At 30.7% G+C, this 19650-nt stretch carries 26 protein-coding genes; 25 read left to right on the top strand and 1 reads right to left on the bottom strand.

What is annotated here, in order from left to right; all coding sequences use genetic code 11:
* The first annotated feature begins 371 nt into the window (after nucleotides 1–371).
* From HYG84_RS14270 to HYG84_RS14245, 7 genes are all read left to right on the top strand, one after another.
* Nucleotides 372–1193 carry an alpha/beta fold hydrolase gene (locus HYG84_RS14270; protein WP_212378351.1) on the top strand — a complete coding sequence of 274 codons (822 nt, stop codon included), beginning with the start codon at nucleotides 372–374 and terminating at the stop codon, nucleotides 1191–1193.
* Between the two features lie 246 nt (nucleotides 1194–1439).
* Complete coding sequence (locus HYG84_RS14265) at nucleotides 1440–1595, top strand: hypothetical protein (protein WP_212376799.1); 156 nt, start codon at nucleotides 1440–1442, stop codon at nucleotides 1593–1595.
* A 441-nt stretch (nucleotides 1596–2036) separates the two neighbouring features.
* Nucleotides 2037–2240 (top strand): hypothetical protein, encoded by a 204-nt coding sequence (locus tag HYG84_RS14260; RefSeq protein ID WP_212378349.1) that lies wholly within the window; start codon nucleotides 2037–2039, stop codon nucleotides 2238–2240.
* Nucleotides 2241–2469: 229 nt separating this feature from the next.
* Nucleotides 2470–2643, top strand: coding sequence for a helix-turn-helix domain-containing protein (locus HYG84_RS14255; RefSeq protein WP_212378347.1), 174 nt, complete (start codon nucleotides 2470–2472; stop codon nucleotides 2641–2643).
* Nucleotides 2644–2646: 3 nt separating this feature from the next.
* Nucleotides 2647–2775 carry a hypothetical protein gene (locus HYG84_RS20535; RefSeq protein ID WP_256442546.1) on the top strand — a complete coding sequence of 43 codons (129 nt, stop codon included), beginning with the start codon at nucleotides 2647–2649 and terminating at the stop codon, nucleotides 2773–2775.
* A 29-nt stretch (nucleotides 2776–2804) separates the two neighbouring features.
* Nucleotides 2805–2954 (top strand): hypothetical protein, encoded by a 150-nt coding sequence (locus tag HYG84_RS14250; protein ID WP_212378346.1) that lies wholly within the window; start codon nucleotides 2805–2807, stop codon nucleotides 2952–2954.
* Nucleotides 2955–3130: 176 nt separating this feature from the next.
* Entirely contained in the window at nucleotides 3131–3439 is a 309-nt protein-coding gene (locus tag HYG84_RS14245) for a helix-turn-helix domain-containing protein (protein ID WP_212378344.1), read from the top strand.
* Nucleotides 3440–4055: 616 nt separating this feature from the next.
* On the opposite strand, the gene HYG84_RS14240 is transcribed toward HYG84_RS14245, so the two are convergent.
* A complete protein-coding gene (locus tag HYG84_RS14240; RefSeq protein ID WP_212378342.1) occupies nucleotides 4056–4937 on the bottom strand; it encodes a LysR family transcriptional regulator in 882 nt (293 codons plus the stop codon).
* A gap of 193 nt (nucleotides 4938–5130) precedes the next feature.
* Here HYG84_RS14240 and HYG84_RS14235 point away from each other — a divergent pair, with 193 nt between their 5' ends.
* From HYG84_RS14235 to HYG84_RS14150, 18 genes are all read left to right on the top strand, one after another.
* Entirely contained in the window at nucleotides 5131–5616 is a 486-nt protein-coding gene (locus tag HYG84_RS14235; RefSeq protein WP_212378340.1) for a prolyl-tRNA synthetase associated domain-containing protein, read from the top strand.
* Between the two features lie 421 nt (nucleotides 5617–6037).
* Nucleotides 6038–6406, top strand: a complete 369-nt coding sequence (locus tag HYG84_RS14230; RefSeq protein WP_330655484.1) for a DUF2500 domain-containing protein — start codon at nucleotides 6038–6040, stop codon at nucleotides 6404–6406.
* Between the two features lie 332 nt (nucleotides 6407–6738).
* Nucleotides 6739–7677, top strand: coding sequence for a tetratricopeptide repeat protein (locus HYG84_RS14225; RefSeq protein ID WP_212378338.1), 939 nt, complete (start codon nucleotides 6739–6741; stop codon nucleotides 7675–7677).
* 184 nt (nucleotides 7678–7861) lie between these two features.
* A complete protein-coding gene (locus HYG84_RS14220; protein ID WP_212378336.1) occupies nucleotides 7862–9625 on the top strand; it encodes a DUF4153 domain-containing protein in 1764 nt (587 codons plus the stop codon).
* A 100-nt stretch (nucleotides 9626–9725) separates the two neighbouring features.
* On the top strand, nucleotides 9726–10631 hold the full coding sequence (locus HYG84_RS14215) for an MBL fold metallo-hydrolase (protein WP_212378334.1): 906 nt from the start codon (nucleotides 9726–9728) through the stop codon (nucleotides 10629–10631).
* Between the two features lie 78 nt (nucleotides 10632–10709).
* Nucleotides 10710–11090: a hypothetical protein gene (locus HYG84_RS14210; protein WP_212378332.1), complete on the top strand. Its 381-nt coding sequence runs from the start codon at nucleotides 10710–10712 to the stop codon at nucleotides 11088–11090.
* 172 nt (nucleotides 11091–11262) lie between these two features.
* Nucleotides 11263–12576: an HlyD family efflux transporter periplasmic adaptor subunit gene (locus HYG84_RS14205; RefSeq protein ID WP_212378330.1), complete on the top strand. Its 1314-nt coding sequence runs from the start codon at nucleotides 11263–11265 to the stop codon at nucleotides 12574–12576.
* A gap of 15 nt (nucleotides 12577–12591) precedes the next feature.
* The gene (locus tag HYG84_RS14200) at nucleotides 12592–13287 is read left to right on the top strand and encodes a YggS family pyridoxal phosphate-dependent enzyme (protein ID WP_212378328.1); all 696 of its coding nucleotides are present in this window, start codon (nucleotides 12592–12594) and stop codon (nucleotides 13285–13287) included.
* 32 nt (nucleotides 13288–13319) lie between these two features.
* On the top strand, nucleotides 13320–13757 hold the full coding sequence (locus tag HYG84_RS14195) for a cell division protein SepF (protein ID WP_212378325.1): 438 nt from the start codon (nucleotides 13320–13322) through the stop codon (nucleotides 13755–13757).
* A 62-nt stretch (nucleotides 13758–13819) separates the two neighbouring features.
* Complete coding sequence (locus HYG84_RS14190; RefSeq protein WP_212378323.1) at nucleotides 13820–14092, top strand: YggT family protein; 273 nt, start codon at nucleotides 13820–13822, stop codon at nucleotides 14090–14092.
* Between the two features lie 18 nt (nucleotides 14093–14110).
* Nucleotides 14111–14899 (top strand): YlmH family RNA-binding protein, encoded by a 789-nt coding sequence (locus HYG84_RS14185; RefSeq protein WP_212378322.1) that lies wholly within the window; start codon nucleotides 14111–14113, stop codon nucleotides 14897–14899.
* A 25-nt stretch (nucleotides 14900–14924) separates the two neighbouring features.
* The gene (locus HYG84_RS14180) at nucleotides 14925–15404 is read left to right on the top strand and encodes a DivIVA domain-containing protein (protein ID WP_212378320.1); all 480 of its coding nucleotides are present in this window, start codon (nucleotides 14925–14927) and stop codon (nucleotides 15402–15404) included.
* 145 nt (nucleotides 15405–15549) lie between these two features.
* Nucleotides 15550–16248: a 5'-methylthioadenosine/adenosylhomocysteine nucleosidase gene (locus HYG84_RS14175; protein ID WP_212378318.1), complete on the top strand. Its 699-nt coding sequence runs from the start codon at nucleotides 15550–15552 to the stop codon at nucleotides 16246–16248.
* Nucleotides 16249–16261: 13 nt separating this feature from the next.
* On the top strand, nucleotides 16262–17047 hold the full coding sequence (aroF, locus tag HYG84_RS14170) for a 3-deoxy-7-phosphoheptulonate synthase (RefSeq protein WP_212378316.1): 786 nt from the start codon (nucleotides 16262–16264) through the stop codon (nucleotides 17045–17047).
* A 73-nt stretch (nucleotides 17048–17120) separates the two neighbouring features.
* On the top strand, nucleotides 17121–17426 hold the full coding sequence (locus tag HYG84_RS14165; protein ID WP_249168638.1) for a DUF5665 domain-containing protein: 306 nt from the start codon (nucleotides 17121–17123) through the stop codon (nucleotides 17424–17426).
* Nucleotides 17427–17436: 10 nt separating this feature from the next.
* On the top strand, nucleotides 17437–18120 hold the full coding sequence (locus tag HYG84_RS14160) for a TraR/DksA C4-type zinc finger protein (protein ID WP_212378314.1): 684 nt from the start codon (nucleotides 17437–17439) through the stop codon (nucleotides 18118–18120).
* Between the two features lie 82 nt (nucleotides 18121–18202).
* Nucleotides 18203–18637: a signal peptidase II gene (lspA, locus tag HYG84_RS14155; RefSeq protein ID WP_212378312.1), complete on the top strand. Its 435-nt coding sequence runs from the start codon at nucleotides 18203–18205 to the stop codon at nucleotides 18635–18637.
* A 74-nt stretch (nucleotides 18638–18711) separates the two neighbouring features.
* Nucleotides 18712–19641, top strand: a complete 930-nt coding sequence (locus HYG84_RS14150) for an RluA family pseudouridine synthase (RefSeq protein WP_212378310.1) — start codon at nucleotides 18712–18714, stop codon at nucleotides 19639–19641.
* The last annotated feature ends 9 nt before the right edge of the window (nucleotides 19642–19650 follow it).

The following is a 19650-nucleotide window of genomic DNA, read 5'->3' as shown; positions in this document are numbered from 1 at the left end:
ACATTTCTTTTACAATAGCTATTATCACAAAGATTTGTTATGCTGCACGTCTTTAAATAAGCACATTTACTTTTCTTAAGCTTTGGATCTTTACATTTAGCAAATCTCCTACTTTTTATCTCCCTAGCAATTGTCTTTCTATTACGTTTCAATAAATCTGCAATTTCAGTAAAGCTTAGTCCTTCTTTAAGTCATCCTTCGATATAAAATCGTTCATCAAAGGTAAGGTTTTTATGGTTGCGTTTAAAATCTTCTTTTTTCATTTAACCTAATTATATTATATAAGTCTTTACACGGAACTGACGTTCTGATAGTATACAATTAAGAACATACTGGTAAAAATGCATACTACACAAAGGGGAGGAAAAAGAATGGAGTGTAAGATAAAAAACATATCTATAAATTACGAAGTAATAGGTGATGGGAAGCCAATTATTATGTTACATGGTTATTCTCCAGATCATAGATTAATGACTGGATGTATGGAACCTATATTTAGTGTTAAAGATAACTACAAAAGAATATATATTGATTTACCAGGTATGGGCAAATCAGAGAGTGCAGAATGGATTACTAACTCTGATGTTATGCTTGAAATTGTAATTGATTTTATTGAAAGAATCATTCCGAATGAAAATTTTCTACTCGCAGGTGAGTCGTACGGAGGCTATCTATCAAGAGGAATAATCTACAAAATGGCGGATAAGGTAGATGGTGTTTTATTAATTTGTCCTGTTATAATAGCAAATAATAAAAAACGAAATGTTCCTGAACATGTTGTTTTAGTAAAAGATAATATATTATTATCTGAACTGATACCAGAGGATGCTGAAAATTTTAATTCTATGGCAGTGGTTCAAAATAATATAATCTATGAAAGATATAAAAACGAAATAATATCTGGTGTTAAAATAGCAGATATTAGATTTTTAGAAAGTCTTAAAGAAAATGGCTACGAATTTTCATTTGATGTAGATAATATAAATAAAAAATTTGATAAACCTACTCTCATATTGTTAGGTAAACAAGACTCCAGTGTAGGATATAAGGATGCATGGAACATTTTAGATAATTTTCCTAGAGCAACTTTTTCTGTACTAGATAAGGCTGGACATAATTTGCAGATAGAACAAGAAGAACTATTTAATTCACTAGTTAATGAATGGCTTATAAGGGTGGATAAGAAGTTATAATCGTATGTTATTTGGAGGATATTATGTGGGATGATATTCTAGATATAATAATTGAATTAGCAGGTGTAGTTTTCGAAATTTGGGATAGCATCAGAAGTAAAAGAAAAAGATAAAGAATAAATAGATAATTAGTGGTAGTCGTAGGCTACCTTTTTTATTTTATATAAAGATATCACAATCTATATGTAGTTTCATAACATATATTACAGCTACTAACATTTTAAATTGAGAAAGGTGGTGTAATATATGAGTGAAAACGTTGAAAATAAAGGTTTATTTGGAGGCTGTGGTTGTGGTGGTTTTTTCGGAGGCGGTTTCATTTCCTTCATATTTATAATTATTATAATATGTTTTGTATTTGGACTATTTGGACGTGAACGTAGATGCGGGTGTGGATGCTAGTTCTGTAATTGTAAAAAGCAAAGGAAAGGTGATTAGGGTAGAGTATAAACTCTACTCTTTTTCTATTTTGTATATAGATATCACAATATATAATTTGTTTCATAATATATATTACAACCAAAGATGAAGCCACTTATATATTGCACCTACTTAGTTTCAAAAGGTAGTGAAATATATGTTTTCTTTAATCTTCTTAATTATTATATTATGTTGTGCATGTCGGCGCGAACGTAGATATTGACGTAGGCTTTGCGATTGAAAAAGATAAGGGGAACATAATTAGGGTAGAGCTTAGGCTTTACCTTTTTTTATTTCCAACATAAAATATAGAACAGTTTATACGAAATTTCATAGTATATATTACAGCTAAATATACTCCTAAAAGATAAACTAAGTTATGTATTTAGCAGTACTTAAAATAAAAAAAGGTAGGTGTCATAAATGAGCGAAATTTTTGGAAAGGGTGGAGGTTGCGGCGGTGGTTTTTTTGGAAATCGAAGTAGCTTGCTTTTCTTCTTTTTGATCTTAGTAATAATTTTCTGTAACTGTGGTCTTTTTGCAGAATCAGGAGATAGTTTACTATTCTTCTTCCTATTACTTGTTGTACTATTTTGTTCATGCGGACGTGGTTTTTTCTTTAACTAAATAGATAGACTAACAGAATTAGGGTAGGGCTTAGGCTTTACCCTATTTTTTATGTATTTTTAAAATAAAACACCTTACAGAATTAGTTATATTCAATTACTTTTTACTCGTCTGTAGATTAATCCTATTTAAAATAAAATTGTTTAAAATAAATTCTATGAGGTATTAGAGAAATACTAAAATTATTATCAGAAATTTCGAAAATTGATTTATGAAAGAGAGGTTGATTATGCAAAAACTAGCTTATAAGTTAAAAGAAGTAGCTGAAATGCTTAGTGTGAGTTATTCAACAATATTTAGAATGGTTGAAAGGGGAGAAATAGCTACAGTAAAAGTTAGTACTGTAAGGAGAATACCATTGTGGGAAGTAGAACGATTAGTTGGACTAATAAAAGGAGATTAAGCTATGAAAAAAAGAGAAATAAGAATAGTTATTCGAAATCCAGAAGCAATACCAAATGCTAAAAAAGCTTTTACAGAAGCTGTTTTAAAAGCTTACAACGAGAAAATGGCAAAAGAAAAAAAGGCTAAATAGCCTGTATTTAAAACAAAGGAGGACAAACAATGAAGAAGAAAGGGACAGGTTTACTAATTACACACCGAATTGAAGGTGGACATACATTAGAGGAAGTACAAAAGGCGCTTGCTCAAAAACTCAAAGTCGTTACTACTAAGGATTTTCCAAGCTTAAAAGAATATGCAGAGGTGGATTAAGAGCGAATGAATTAATCACAATAGAATTTAAGGATCAAAGAATTTTAACTACAGAGAAATTAGGAAGAAAAACAAGTATTGTTACTAGCCATTCAAAACGGCAACAAGTTATTGAGTAACCTAGATATAAAGCAGATTATACAGACAGAATTTTAAAAGACAAGAGAGACAATTAAATGGACAAACTATTAACTCAAAAAGATTTAGCTGAAAAGTGGCAAGTTGACGTTGCTACTATAACTAAGTATAGAAATGAAGGAGTTATAACACCTTGTAAAGGTATCCCGGCTATAAGGTTTAGTCGTCAACATATTGCTGAACTAGAAGGTGTAAGACTAGAACAATTTTCTCCAATCGAAAGAAGAAAATTAGAATTGGAAATTGAGAAATTAAGAGAAGAAAATGAGTTGCTAAAAGAGTATGCTAGAAATATTTTTCAACAAAGTACTTTAGTAGTGGGAATGTTAACTGAGAAAAAGGATTAAGTTTATTATAGTTGAATTAAAATATAAAAAATGCCCTGAGTAAACTCCTAGAATATTCTTATTGTACATCGGTGTCCTAAAAGTGTCCTTTCACTCTTTTAAATAATATTTCATAGTATACAATAATAAAACACACAAACAGAGAAGTATGTATTTTATCGCATTTACCACCGTTATTAAAATAAAGCAGGAATAAAACTTCCTGCTTTACTACATACAATGTATAATATTAATATATAAACACGTGCCACTTTGCGTGCCATTTGTGCCACAATAGAGCCAAGAGCAAGTGAATATACAGAAATTACAAGAGCAAAATTGGCTATTTTTCAACTATACAAGTTTATATCAAACCATATAAAAATATTAAACACTGATTCGATTCCTGTCAGCCAGACCATAACATTAGGTCAATATAGATGCAGGGTTTAAAAACCTGGTGTTTATGAGGCCTGGCAGGAGTTTTGAATGGAGAATTCGAAACTCCCGTTTTGCATATATGCACTCCGCTTTTTTATGAAGGATGGGTGTTTTCTTTATACGCTTATAAAATCCCGCACCGTGTTGTAGCTGTGGATATCTACCTGAAAGACCGAGCGAATCAGGATGACACCTGCTATCTGTCTTTGTAATCAATTATTTTCTTTGCGTACTGAATAAACTTCTTGGTTGCAGGAGAAGCGTTTTTAATAGAAGAGAGCGCAATACCGAGCTGGCGTTTGCAATAGGGCTCTAACACTAAAGTCTGAACACTACAATGCTTATATCCTCGCAAAACCATCTCTGGAAGTATACTGAATCCTAACTCTTGTTCAACCATAGAGATAATTGTGTAATCATCAGTTGATGAAAATTTCACATCAGGACAAATACTATTCTGTTGAAAAATTTTCTGAACTTCACAATCAAAATCTTCTGAAAGTGCAATAAAGGGGGTTTTATTAAACATCTGCAAAGGAAATGTATTCATTCCACTTACCTCAAATGTTGGTGGCAGAACTGCCATTAAACAATCATCAAATAATGGTATCCAATCTACATCTATATCTGTGGGTTTGCTACAGAAACCTACATCGATCAAGCCATTTTCGATTCCGTATGATAATGTCCGGTTACCCCCTTCCTCAAGTTCAATCTCAATATTAGGGTAATCTGTTTGAAATTCTTTTATAATTCGTGGCAACCAATGCACTGACATGCTAGTAAATGTTCCAATCCGAACTTTACCTATTGTAATCCCTTTTATGGAAGCAGTTATTTGTTCAAATTGTTCATTCCAATTGACTAACTGTCTTAATGCGGGAATGATTTTTTTACAATCTTCAGTAGGAACAACCCCGGATTTGTTTCTTACAAGAACAGGGAAACCTAATTCTTTTTCAATAGCTTTAATCATATGACTAACACCTGATTGCGTGTATCCTAAATCTTCTCCAGCTTTGGTAATGCTTCTGTAATCAATGACTTTTAATAGTGTCTCAAATTTCTTTGTATCCATAGTACCTCCTAAAATCAGTATGCAAGATTGTCATGTACCTAATTAAAAAGTTGAATTTTACAAAACTAATTACTTTATGTATAATAATAACATGAGATATATTCATGTTGCAAGAAAAAAACGCATAATATTTAATGTTAAATATAGTGTATAGTATATCAACTTAAAAATTAAGGAAATAGGTGAAAAATAAATGAATAAGCAACAGATTTTAGATATGCTCAGCAAGCTTCAGATAAGTTATAAAATTATAGAGCATCCTCCTGCAAATACCATTGAAGAAATCGATGCATTTCATATTGCTGATGGGGATGAGATTGTAAAAAATTTATTCCTTCGTGACGACAAAAAGAAGCACTACTATTTGTTAGTCATACAAAAAGACAAAAAAGTGAATCTAAAAGAAATACGTATGTTGCTTGGCTCACGCCCTCTTAGCTTTGCATCAGAAGAAGATTTGTTTAGCTATCTTGGTTTGAAGAAAGGCGCTGTTACTCCCTTTGGAATTTTGAACGATGTTAACCGAAAAGTTGAAGTCATATTCGATAGGGATTTGCATTCATTTCATGCTATTGGTATACATCCGAATGAAAATACAGCAACTGTATGGCTAGCGTTATCCGATTTGGCAAACATGATCAATACACATGGGAATTCTATCATCTATCTTACAATTTGAATGAAAGAGATAAATCAATGAATTTGACTGGTGTATGTTTGAACTCAATTCTTATCTGAACTTTGTCCATAAATAGTTCAGATTCCAGTCCATTCCTTAGTAAATATTTTAACCCAAGAATTGAATAATTGAATTGAATTTTTCTCTTTACAACAAACGTGTGTTCGGATATAATGATATCAAGAACATACGTTTGATAGGAGGAATTATTTATGAAATCAATAGTATTTGTAGGAACTGTAAAAGAATTAAGAGAATATTTAACTGCATGGAAAAAATCAAAGTAATATATATTGTAGATGTATCACCTCTAAAATAAGTTAGAGGTGAATTTTTATTTTTTTGAAGGATACTATAAGGTTTTGTCTAATATATTATAATATACAAATATCTATTAAGATTGACTAGTTAGGAGGTAATTATGGATATGTTTGACATTATGTATTCAATTTTCCCTTTGTTTTTTATTCTTGTATTTGGTATTATCATATTTACTTTAATTAAAGAAGTTAAAGAGTGGCATGAAAATAATCAACAACCAGTTTTAAACGTAGAAGCTAAAATAGTTGCAAAGCGTAATCATACTTCGAGAAATAGTAGTAATCATGAAGGACATCATCATCACCATACTTCCACAAGCTATTATGTTACCTTTGAGGTAGAAAGCGGAGATAGAATGGAGTTTGGAGTTGCTGCAAAGGAGTATGGTCTTTTAGCAGAGGGAGATATTGGCAAGTTAACTTTTCAAGGAACACGCTATCATAAGTTCGAGAGAAAAATAACATTATAATCGAATAAAACAATCAAATTTGAGTAGATTCAGTAATAGGTAATAGTCATTTTAAATGATTAATGCCTATTATTTTCTTATATTAGACAAATTAATGGTACACTGGGTGCAATTATTGTTCCACCTGGATTAAAAAAGGAAAAGAATAATTTTAAAGCCCTTAGGTCGCCTTGAGACTAAGGGCTTTAAATCTTCAGTGCAAGTATTTCTAATGATAAAAATTCTAGTCCACTTCTTAAAAACCTTTGTATTTAGACTTCAGTGTTGGTATAATACTATTTCAAATACAAATATTAATAGACATATAAGATGTTATGAAAGAAGGTTGTTTTATGAGTGATAATCAATATATGTTAGATAACTATAAAATAATAGGAAATAAATTTAAAGAAGAGGATCAGTTATTAAAAGCACTAAAGTTTTATAAAAAAGCATATGGCTGCGAGGGTGGAAATGAAGATATAGACTTAATTTTAGATATAGGACTTTTATATGATGAGCTGGAGGATTATGAAAAGGCTGAAGAATATTATAGTAAGGTTTTAAACATAGATCCGGAAGATGCTAGGGGATATTATAGTTTAGCTACTCTATATGACAACCAAAAAGACTTTACCAAGGCTATTAGGTACTATGAGAAGGCTGTAGAAATGGATGAATATTATGATAAGGCATATTTTTTTCTAGCTAATATTTATGATGAACTTGGAGAAAAGGATAAGGCTATTAAGTATTATAAAAAGGTAATAGAAATAAATCCCTTTGATTTTTGGGCTTATGTAAATGTAGGATCTATACTTGAAGAGATAAATCGGAATGAAGAGGCTCTTGAAATGACAAACCGAGGGCTGGAAATTAATCCTGAGAATTTTAAAGCTCTATTTAATATGGGAGTTATATTAAATAAATTAGGGGAGAAGGATAGAGCTGTGGGCTATTATGAACAAGCTATAGATAAAAATCCCTGGTTTCCTAATAGTTTTTTAAATCTCGCAATTATCCATAAGGAAAGAGAGGAATATGAGGATTCAGTAGAAGTACTTACTATGGGTATAGAATACAACAATGATACAGCCGTACTTTACTATAACCGAGCATGTCTTTATGTATATCATTTTGGGAAATTAGAGAAAGGTATACGGGATTTAATTAAAGCTACTAGTTTGAGCCCAGATCTTATAGATTATATGAAGCATGACAATGAGCTAAATCCAATAAGAAATTTAGATGCGTATAAATTGTTATTTGAAGAAAATATTGGTATAGATTAATTTATAGTTCATTTACAATTAGTAGGTAGATGAACTTGGATATGGTATAATTAAGTAAGGGCGTAGGGTTTTCGACTTTGTTCGATAAAATACATAAAAAAAGAAAACCGAATAGTATAAAATGTTGAAATTTCACTATTTCCATGGCAATAAAATTAAAATAAGTACAAGGGGTGATATGAATATGATAAAAAAGATGATCTCGTATTTTCAATTATTAACTAGCAAGCTGGTTACAAGCATAAATCGGTTTCCAGAAACAATTTTACTAGCAACATCCACAGTGATTACTCTAATCTACATGAATCATTTAGATTATGGAAATATGAATGCTCGTGAAGATTTAACTCGTATTGCTATGGTTTTAGCTATCGGTATTCCACTATGTTTATGTATTAAGGTATTTTTTGAAAGAAAGCAAAGTCTGAATAAAGGATTAAAACTAGGTGTATATTTAAGCACAATAGTAGCACTCGTTTTATATTATATATTTATGCTTAATGAGGTGAATAACATATCAGTATCTAGATATATCGCCTTTAGTATTTCATTATATTTAACTTTTTCTTTTATACCATATTTTTTTAAAAAGGAAAATTATGAGCTTTATGTAATTACACTTTTTAATAGATTTGTTACAACCTATCTATATTCAGTTATATTGTTTTTAGGTTTAGTTGCAATTATATCTACAATTAATATCTTGTTTACAGCTAATATTTCAGGCAGAATTTATCTCGATCTCTGGCTAATTGTCGTAGGAATCTTTGCACCAGCATTTTTCTTGGCTGACATACCAGAGTTTGGACAGAAACTAAATATAAGAGAATATTCTAAGGTTTTAAAGGTACTTTTACTGTATATAGTAATGCCATTAATAGTAGCATACTCTGCTATCTTATATGTATATTTTATAAAAATATTAGTAACGGCCCAATGGCCTCAAGGGATACTTGCAAATCTTGTACTGTGGTTTTCTATTATAAGCACTATTGTAATATTTTTTATCTATCCGCTTCGTAATACAAACCAATGGGTTAAAACCTTCACATCTTTTTTTCCAAAATTATTAATACCACTATTAATAATGATGTTTGTTTCGTTAGGTATTCGAATAAATGCCTATGGGATAACCGAAAATAGATACTTTGTATTAGTTGCTGGATTATGGGTAACTGGTTGTATGTTGTATTATATTTTAAATAGAAATCCTAAAAATATCGTTTTTACTATTTCCTTAGCAATAATTTCTGTAATGGTAGTTACAGGTCCATTGAGTAGTTATTCTGTTTCTAAGTTTAGTCAAAATATGAGGTTTGAAAAAATATTAAAGGCAAATAATATGATTTCAAATGATAAAATAATAAAACCATCATCGGCTATAGATAAAACTGATAGGGAAGAAATTAGCTCTATACTTTTATATTTTCAAAATAAGCATGATTTAGATGATTTAAAATATTTACCAGAGGATTTTGAAATAGGTCATACTGAAGATGTGTTTGGGTTTAAACTAGAGCAGGAATACTGGGGAGGATCTAAAGATAAATATTTTAATTATAGCATCGCTGAAGATGGTAGATTTTTAAATATTAAAAATTATGATTATTTTGTAGACTACACTTCTTATAGAGCAATGGAGACAAAAAATACAGAGGATACTATTTCCATATCTTATTCTGAAGCAAATAGAAGACTAGAAATATTACAAAATGGTAATGTAATTTACACTGGAAACATAGATGATATCACATCTACAATTCATGAAAAAATTCGTGGAAGCAATGTTGATAAACATGAAGTTAGTATTGAAGAAATGACCTATATTGATGATACTCCATATATGGAAGTGCAATATGTATTTAATAATATTGCAGGTACGGAAAGTTCAGGTGCTAAAACAACAATACATCCACCTATGTTTTATATATTTGTAAAAATAAAGTAAATACTTATAGATAAGGGCTACAAGCCCTTGCCTATAACCATCTATAAATATATGTTATAATATGTATGTAATGAAATTTACTGAAGATAGGGGTAGGGAAATGGAGCTTATTAATATTAAAAGTAATTTAGGATATATTGAAAATTCATGTAATATCGGTTATATTGTTATCGGCGAAGACGTAATATTAATAGATAGTGGCCTTGAAGATACAGTGGCTAAAAAGATAATTAAACTTTTAGATGGTGAAGGTTATAAAGTAAAGGCTGTTATTAATACCCATTCCCATGCAGATCATTGTGGTGGTAACAATTATATGCAAAACAAATTAGGGGTATTAATCTATGCTCCAGAATTTGAGTCAGCAATTATAGAAAATCCATATTTAGAGCCTATATATCTTTCAGCGGGAGCTACACCTTTAAAGGAGCTTACGGGTAAGTTTCTTATGGCTAAGCCTTCAAAGGTAAACTATATTATTAATAAAACTGATACAAAGCTAAATATTGATTCAGTTGTTTTAGATGTTGTGCCATTATTAGGTCATGCTATTAACCATATAGGTATTGGTATAGATAACGTACTGTTCTGTGGAGATTCTATTCTTAATGAAATGCTGCTAACAAAGCATAAAATTCCATTTAATGTAAATATAGAGGAACAAATTAAAACATTAAATTTTTTACGAGAAAGCAAATACAAAGTTTATATTCCTTCCCATTGCTCTCCAATGAATAAGGAGGAACTTATTAAGGCAGTAGATGAGAACTTAAGAACATTAGAAAATATAAATAATATTATAGTAGAAAATTTGAAAACTTATAAATCATTAGAGGAGATTGAATGCCATCTTTTTAAACATTATGAAATAACAATCACAAACCTTACTCAATATTCTCTATTAAAAACAGCAATAGTAGCTCATGTTAACTATTTATTTAATCAAAAGCGTATAATTAAAACAGTAGAAAATAACAAAATTTGTTGGATGAATACGACTCTATAGTAAAATGCAATATTAATAAGTCGCATCCCGAATATTATAAAAATGAAGCTTAGCTATAGTTAGGGAGTGAGACAAAGCATGATAGATAGTTTAATATCAATATCTATTACTATGTTTGTTTTAGCATTTAGTGGTTATGTACTTATGATTTTAAAAGAGAAAGTATACTTGAATAATAATATTGTTTTTCTTGACCATAAAAACTTAAACCAAGAAGATCTGGAAGACTTAGACATTAAGCATTTTATGTTAGGATCTACAGAAATTATGGTCGGAGATGAAGTTAAAATAATGCTTGAAAACGATAATAAGTTTGTTGGAACTGTACTTGGAGCTAATAAATCTAATAACACAATTGCTATTATTACTAAAGGAAGGGATATTGAGCAACTGAGTATTAAGTCTATTAGAAAATTAAAAGTTATAAGCCGTTATGGGAAATTTTTTACTAGGTTTTAGAAATTTTAATAAAAGTGCATAATTTAAAACTAAAGAGGTATAACTCTTTAGTAGATAATATTTTTCCCTTCATTATGAAGGGTTTTTTGTTTTAGTGCTTAAGAATTATAAAATATATATTGATATTTGAAGGATTTTTTATGAAAATGAAGAATTATATTATTTAATATTGATGGTAGGTGATTTTTTGAGTCAGGCTAAAGAAAAGAAGAGAATTAAAAAAAGAAGAGCTAGGAAAAAAGGTCCATATATAATTGTTCTTATAATTGTTCTATACTTCATTTCCAGAATGCCACCTCTACTTTTAGCATCATCACAAAGTACATATCCAGCTGAATATGGAAAAATTGAAAAAAATATAGAAGCTATAGGCTATGTTGCAAGAGAAGAAAAAATATTTACAAGTGTTGGAAAAGGTGATGTAAAGTACTTTGTTTCAGAAGGAGAAAAGGTCGCAAAGGGAGAAAAGCTAGCTGAAGTATATTTAGATCGCTTGGATGATAAATCTAGAAAAGACTTAGAATCTATTAACTCTAGATTGCAAAATATTAAAGAAAAACAGGACGATAAAAATATTTTTCAAGGCGATATTCAAAAACTTGAACAGCAAATATCAACTTTATTAAAATCTATTCAACAAGATTTAAATGATGAAAGATATGATAGAATAACTTCTATGAAGGAAGAGCTTGAGGATTTATTAAATAAAAAAAGTATTATTGTTGGTGAAAAGAGCTTTTCAGGAAAAAATATAAGTCAATTGGAGCAGCAAAAGGTTCAACTAGAAGATAAAGTAAATTCTTCAATTCAGGTAATTTATAGTGATTCTCCAGGTTTTGTTGCCATGGGTAGCGATGGATTTGAGGAGTTATTAAACTACAAAACACTACACGAAATTAATAGCGATCAGTTAAAAATATTAAAGAATGCTAAATTAAATTTGCCTTCAAAAGACCTTGAGGAAGATGCTCCGGTTATTAGAATTATAGAAAATTATAAATGGAGTATTATTGTAGAACTGGATGCTAAACAGGCTGATACAATAGAAAAAGGCAAGGTTGTTAGAATAAGGCCTACAGATAAAAATAAAGAGCTTAAAGCTACTATTCGTAATATTATTGAAGAAGAGAGTAAAAAAATAGTAATATTTGATTTAGATGAGTTTATAGATGATTTTTATAATATACGAACATTAACAGTAGAGATTATACAAAGCCGATATGAAGGGGTAATGGTTGCTAATTCATCTATAGTAGAAAAAGATGGAATAAAAGGTGTATATACTGTAGATGTTAATGGTATAGCTAAGTTTAAACCAATAAAGATTAAAACTTCAAATCAAGAATATTCTATACTTCATCATGGCTATTTTGAAGCTAAGTCTAAAGAGAATCCTGAAAAGACCGAGAGGGTAAATACAATTAATCTTTATGATGAAATAGTAATGAATGGTGATAAAGCTAATGAAGGACAAAGAGTAAGATAACTAGGAGGGGTTGGATTGACATTAGAAAAAAATATTGAAGATATCTTAGATAGGGTAGAAAGGGCAGCAATTGCTTCCAATCGAAATCCTGAGGAGGTTAAGTTAATAGCTGTAACTAAAACCGTAGATATAGATATTATGAAAAGGGCTATAGAATATGGTATCGTACACGTAGGAGAAAACAAGGTACAGGAGTTAGTAAGAAAGTATGAAGCAATTGGTCCTGTGGTAAAGTGGCATCTAATTGGACATCTTCAACGTAACAAAGTTAAATATATTATTGATAAGGTAGACCTTATCCATTCCTTAGACTCTTACAGATTGGCTGAGGAAATTGATAAAAGGGCTAAGGAGATAAACCGTGTTGTTGAATGTTTGCTGCAAGTAAATGTATCAGGTGAAGAAAGCAAATATGGTATAAGTGTTAAAGGTGCAAAGGAACTTTTGAAGGAAATTGTTACTCTTAATAATGTAAAGATTGTTGGATTAATGACAATGGCCCCCCATGTAGAGAATCAGGAGGAAACTAGACAATATTTTAGCGCATTGAAGACTTTATCGGAAGAAATCTCTGAAATAGGTTTAGAAAATGTTGAAATGAAATATTTATCCATGGGAATGTCTAATGACTTTGAAATTGCTATAGAGGAGGGGGCAAGTCTTATACGAGTCGGAAGTTCTATATTTGGCGAAAGAGATTACTCTAAGTAGGCAAAGGATAAAATTAATAAGGAGGGACAAATATGTCAGCAAAGATAATAGATAAAGTTAAGGTATTTATGGGGTTTGATGTTTTTGAGGAAGAAGAAATAGAAGATGAAATAATAGAAGAGGAAGAAGAATTAATTCCGGTTGTAAATAATAAGAGAAACAAAGTTGTTAATATACATACTACTACTCAAATGAAGGTTGTACTCTATGAACCAACTAATTTTGAAGAAGCGCCAAGTATTGTTGATAATTTGAAAAATAGAAAACCAGTAATTATTAATTTAGAAAATATTGAACCTGATTTGGCCAAAAAGTTTTTTGACTTTTTAAATGGAGCTCTATATGCGCTAGATGGAAATATTCAGAAAGTTTCTTCGGGAATTTTTCTATTAGCACCAAATAATGTAGATATTTCTGGCAATATTAAAGAAGAGTTAAAAAATAAAGGTGTATTTCCTTGGCAAAAATAAATAACCGAATTAGATAGAATTTAGAACTATTATATATTAGAAAAAGAGGAGGGTGATAGATTTTGTTTGAACCACAAGTAATAGCAATGGCTTTATACTATTTAGTTAGGCTTATCAATATTTTAATTTTAATTAGAATTATTTTACCATGGATAAGTCCCAACCCATCAAACCCTATTGTGCAATTTATATATGGTGTAACGGAGCCGATTTTAGCACCAGCTCGTAGTATCATTAATAGTGTATTTGGATATACTGGATTTTTAGATTTTTCTCCTCTATTAGCAATGTTGATAATTCAAGTAGTATATATTCTAATTTTAAGAATGTTATAATTGTAAGAGGTGGATTTGATGTTAGATAAGGAAAAATTATTAGAGCATGTTCAAGAACAAACACTAAGAGATGTAATGCTTAAGATACTAGATAAAGCTGATGGTGTACTTAAAAGGCATGACGTTAAATCTACAGATTTCTTAACTCCCTATGAAACAAAGGCAGCATGTGACTTACTAAATGGTATTCAAGGTATAAGGTATATGGTAACAGGTGGATATGAGGAAGCTGAAAGAAAGGCACTGGTTCTTTTTCCTGATTATTTAGATGAGTATACAGTAGATACTCCTATAGTTGCATTTGAGATTAGGAGTACATCCCAATTTGAACATTTAGATCATAGGGATTATTTAGGTGCGATTTTAGGTATGGGACTAAAACGTGAAAAAATTGGAGATATTATAGTACATAACAATACATGTCAAGTAGTAGTAAATAGTGGCCTTAAGGATTATATTTTATATAATTTAAGCAAAGTTGGTAATGCTTCTGTAAAAGTAAAAGAGTTAAAATTAGATGAAATCACTCCATCTCAAATAGCGTATAAACAAATTAATGGAAATGTAGCTTCTCTTAGATTAGATGCAGTATTAAGTCTAGCTTTTAAAGTTTCGAGGACAGAAGCTCAAAGCTTAATATCTAAGGAGAGGGTCAGCATTAATTGGATGCAAGTTACAAAGGCTTCCTACGAAGTTATGGAGAAGGATATTATATCTCTTAAAGGAAGAGGCAGAGTAATAATAGCTTCAATAGAAGGAAAAACTAGATCTGAAAGAATTTTAATTAAATTACATAAACCTATTTAAATAGATAATGGGGGTGCACACTAATATGATAACGCCTTTAGAAATACAAAATAAAGAATTTAAAAGAGGAATTAGAGGCTATAAAGAAGACGAAGTTGACGAATTTTTAGATCAAATTATGATTGATTACGAAAAGCTTTACAAGGAAAATATAGAGCTAAAGGATAAGCTAGAAGCCGCGAATCATCAAATGGATCAATATAAAGGAATAGAAGAAACATTGAAAAATACATTGATAGTAGCTCAAAATGCAGCAGAAGATGTTAGGGCTAATGCTCACAAAAAATCAGAGCTTATTATCCAAGAAGCTGAGTCAAAAGCTAAAGAGGTTATAGCCAAGGCTCATATAGAAGTAGAAGACATTAGAAATGAATTTGAAAGTACAAAAAAGCAAATGCAAATTTTTAAAACAAGGTTTAGAACATTATTGCAATCTCAATTAGATTCTCTTATTGAATCTTCTGACGAGTTAGTTGAGGAAAATCAAGATAGTCAAACAGCTTGACTATTAGGTTGATGATATATATAATACAACTGAAAACGCATTAGATAAAAGCCGCATAGAGATGCGGCTTTTGTGTGGTGAAGGATTTATGAGATATGAAATATAATAAATAATTTGGATATTATATAGTTAAGGAGGTTTTTTTATGGGTAGAATAGGTATAATAGGTGCAATGGATGAGGAAGTGGATGTTTTAAAGAGTGAAATGGAAGTAAAAGAAGTAAGATCAATAGCAAATATGAATTTTTACATAGGAAATCTTGAGAAAAAAGAAATAGTTCTTGTTAGATGTGGTATAGGTAAGGTGAATGCGGCTATATGTACACAAGTTTTAATTAGTGAGCTAGATGCAAATGTAATTATAAACACTGGAGTAGCTGGTGCTATAAGTAATGATTTAGATGTACTAGATATCGTTGTTTCTACAGACGTACAGCAACATGACTTTGATGTAACTGGGTTTGGACATAAATTAGGTGAAATTCCTAGAATGGAAAAGTCTATTTTCCCTGCAGATGAAAACTTGATAAATAAGGCTTTGATTGCTTCTAAGGAAGTGCTAAAGGAAAATAAGACAGTGAGTGGTAGAATTGTTTCAGGTGATATATTTGTTAGTGATTCTAAATTAAAAGAAAGTCTATTAGAAAATTTTGGTGCCCACTGTACAGAAATGGAAGGTGCGGCAATAGGTCATACATGCTATGTTAATAATATGCCTTTTGTTATTATTAGGGCTATGTCGGACAAGGCAGATGGATCAGCTCATAGTAATTTTAATGAATTTGTAGAGCAGGCAGCAGATCATTCTAAGGATATTGTAAAAATAATGTTAAAACAGATGTAAGAAGGAATAAAATATGAAATTAAAATTAGTAGGAAAAAATAATAATGAGAAAACTAAAGTTATTGTAGTAAAAAGCGTAAAAATAGGTGAAGAAAACCCTGTAATAATAGCAGGGCCATGTTCTGTTGAAAGTAAAGATCAAATTCAAAAGGCGGCATATACTGTAAAGGAGCTGGGAGGACATATTTTAAGAGGAGGAGCTTTTAAGCCTAGAACTTCACCATACTCATTTCAAGGGCTTGGCGAAGAGGGACTAAGGCTCTTAAAAGAAGCAGGAGATGCACATGGATTACCTGTAGTTTCTGAAGTAATGGATACGCGAGATGTAGATATGGTTTGCAAATACGTTGATATATTACAAATAGGATCAAGAAATATGCAAAACTTTAGTTTGTTAAAAGAAGTAGGAAGGACTAACAAACCTATTTTACTAAAGCGTGGTATGACTGCTACTATAGAAGATTGGCTAATGGCTGCGGAATATGTAGCATATGAAGGTAATTCAAACATTATATTGTGTGAGCGTGGGGTTAGAACTTTCGAAACATATACTAGAAATACATTGGATATTACAGCTGTTCCTATAATAAAGAATTTATCTAATCTTCCTATTATAGTAGACCCGAGCCATGGAACAGGTAGGAAAGAGCTTATATTACCTATGTCAAAGGCTTCTTTGGCAGCTGGAGCTGATGGAATTATGCTAGAAATCCATCCAAATCCATGCGAAGCTTTGTCAGATGGTGAACAGTCTTTAGATTTTTATGAGTTTAATGCTTTAATGAAAGAAATAAAATAAAGGAATTCTTAGAATCCTTAGCTATCGGATAAAAATCAGTTTATAGGATAAAATAATATTGGGGTGGTTAATTATGTCTCAAAACAAACAAAACCATGCTAGTGAAATAGCTAATGAAATAACTAATATGGGTCAAATAGAAAGATTATCAAGAAAGATGGATAATATGAGAGTGGCAGAGTATGTAGAAATGATATCTAACCCTAGAAGGATCATTTTTATGAACTTTGTTGCAGGGTTAGCTAGAGGATTAGGAATGGGTATTGGTTTTACAGTTTTGGCTGGTATCGTAATATACTTATTGCGGAGCTGGGTTAATCTCCCTTATATTGGTAAAATAGTTGCTGATCTTTTAAATATTATAGATGGCTACAGATAGGAGGATTTCCTTGGATAAAAATAAATTAGAATACTTTAAAAAAAGATTATTAGAAGAAAAAAAGACTACAATGAATACACTTAAAATGATGGAAGAACATCATCCAACAGATGCTTCCATCAGGGAATACACATCAGAACTTTCAGCCTATGATAATCATCCTGCAGATTTAGGTACAGAGATGTTCATGGTATCTATGCAGGCTAATCTAGAAAATCACGAACGGTATAGGATTACAGAAATAGATAGAGCTCTTGAAAAGATAGAGAATGGTACCTATGGTAGCTGTCAGCTTTGTAGCAATGATGTTCCGCAAGAAAGGCTAGAGGTTATGCCAGAAGCCAATATTTGTATGGAATGTGCAAAAGGAAAGCTAGAGGCACATAGATTAAGTACCGACAGACCAGTAGAGGAAGAAGTAATATCTCCTTCTTTTAGAACAAGCTATAAAGATTATGACGATTATACTGGATTTGACGGAGAAGATGCATATCAAGCTGTAGCCAAATTTAATGATATAAAGAATGACCCATCCTTTGCTACAGGAGATCATCTAGGTATATTTGATGATTATAATATTGGAACTGTTCAGGAAATAGAAAATATATCAGAGGATTATTATAAATCTCAACTCCCATATACTGGTGACGGAATGATGGATGCGAGGGAACAAATGGACAAGGAAAATAGTTGATAAAAAGATACATTTTGTATCTTTTTTCTTTTAATAATGATATAATCATTTATTGAAAGAAAATATAGGAAGGGGAGTACATATGAACTATATCATTGTTATTGCAGTACTTATATTAGATCAGTTGAGTAAAATATTAGCCTTGAAATACTTAGTGCCAGTTGGAGATATTCCTATTATTAACAATATATTTCATTTAACCTATGTAGAAAATCGCGGTGCTGCCTTTGGACTTTTTCAAAATCAGAAATTATTTTTTGTTATTACTACTCTTTTAGTATTAGGTTTCATATGGTTTTATGCACATCATAATAGGCTAAACAAAATGATGATAGTTGGACTTAGTTTAGTAGCAGGTGGAGCTATTGGAAATTTAATAGATAGGGTTAGATTAGGGTTTGTTGTTGATTACTTTAATGCTGTAATTATAAATTTTCCAGTGTTTAATATAGCTGATTCTGCTGTTGTAGTTGGTGCAGTTTTAATAGGTATTTTTATTTTAAAATATGATAGATAAACAAAGAGTTAGTTTAAATGGAATATTAGAATTATTAACTATCGAATAATTTGTGTAAAAGGAAGTGATAAGCTTTGGAGCAGGAAAAATTAATAGTAGCAGAAGAAGATGTGGATAATCGATTAGATGTTTATTTAGCGGATCAGTACGAAGAATTAAGTCGTAGTCATATACAAAAACTTATAAAAGAAGAACTTGTTAAGGTTAATGGAAAACTAGAAAAATCAAAGTATATAGTCAAAACTGGGGATGAAATAGAGATAGAGCTTCCAATGGTGCAAGAGATATTAATAGAATCAGAAAATATTCCTATCCGAATCGTTTATGAGGACGATGATGTACTTGTGGTTGACAAACAACAAGGCATGGTGGTGCATCCAGCACCTGGTAATTATTCGGGTACTTTAGTTAATGCGCTTTTGCACCACTGTGGAAATAATCTTTCAAATATTAACGGAGTAATGCGCCCGGGAATTGTTCATCGTATAGATAAGGATACTTCTGGACTATTGGTAGTGGCTAAAAATAATCATTCTCACGAAATATTGGCAAAGCAGTTTAAAGAGCACACCAATACTAGAAAATATCATGCCATTGTTGTAGGAAATATAAAAGAAGAAGAAGCTACTGTAGATGCTCCTATTGGTCGTCATCCTGTAGATAGACTAAAAAGAACTGTTATTAGTGATGGTAAACATGCTGTCACTCATTTTAAAGTACTAGAACGATTCAGAAATTTTACATATATAGAGGCTAGATTAGAAACGGGTAGAACTCATCAAATTAGAGTTCATCTATCTTATATTGGAAATCCTTTATTAGGCGATCCTATGTACGGAGCTAAAACCTCGAAATTTAATCTAAAAGGTCAGGTTCTTCATGCAAAAACCTTAGGCTTTATTCATCCTGTTAGGAGAGAGTATATGGAATTTACATCGGAGTTACCAGAATACTTTAATAAGCTATTAAGAATATTTAATAATAGCTATTCTATAGAACAATAATTTTAGGGA

It is taken from the genome of Alkaliphilus sp. B6464, from assembly GCF_018141165.1.
Lineage (GTDB): Bacteria > Bacillota > Clostridia > Peptostreptococcales > Natronincolaceae > Alkaliphilus_B.
Note: the sequence above shows the minus strand (reverse complement) of the source record. Positions and strands in the feature narration are given on the sequence as shown.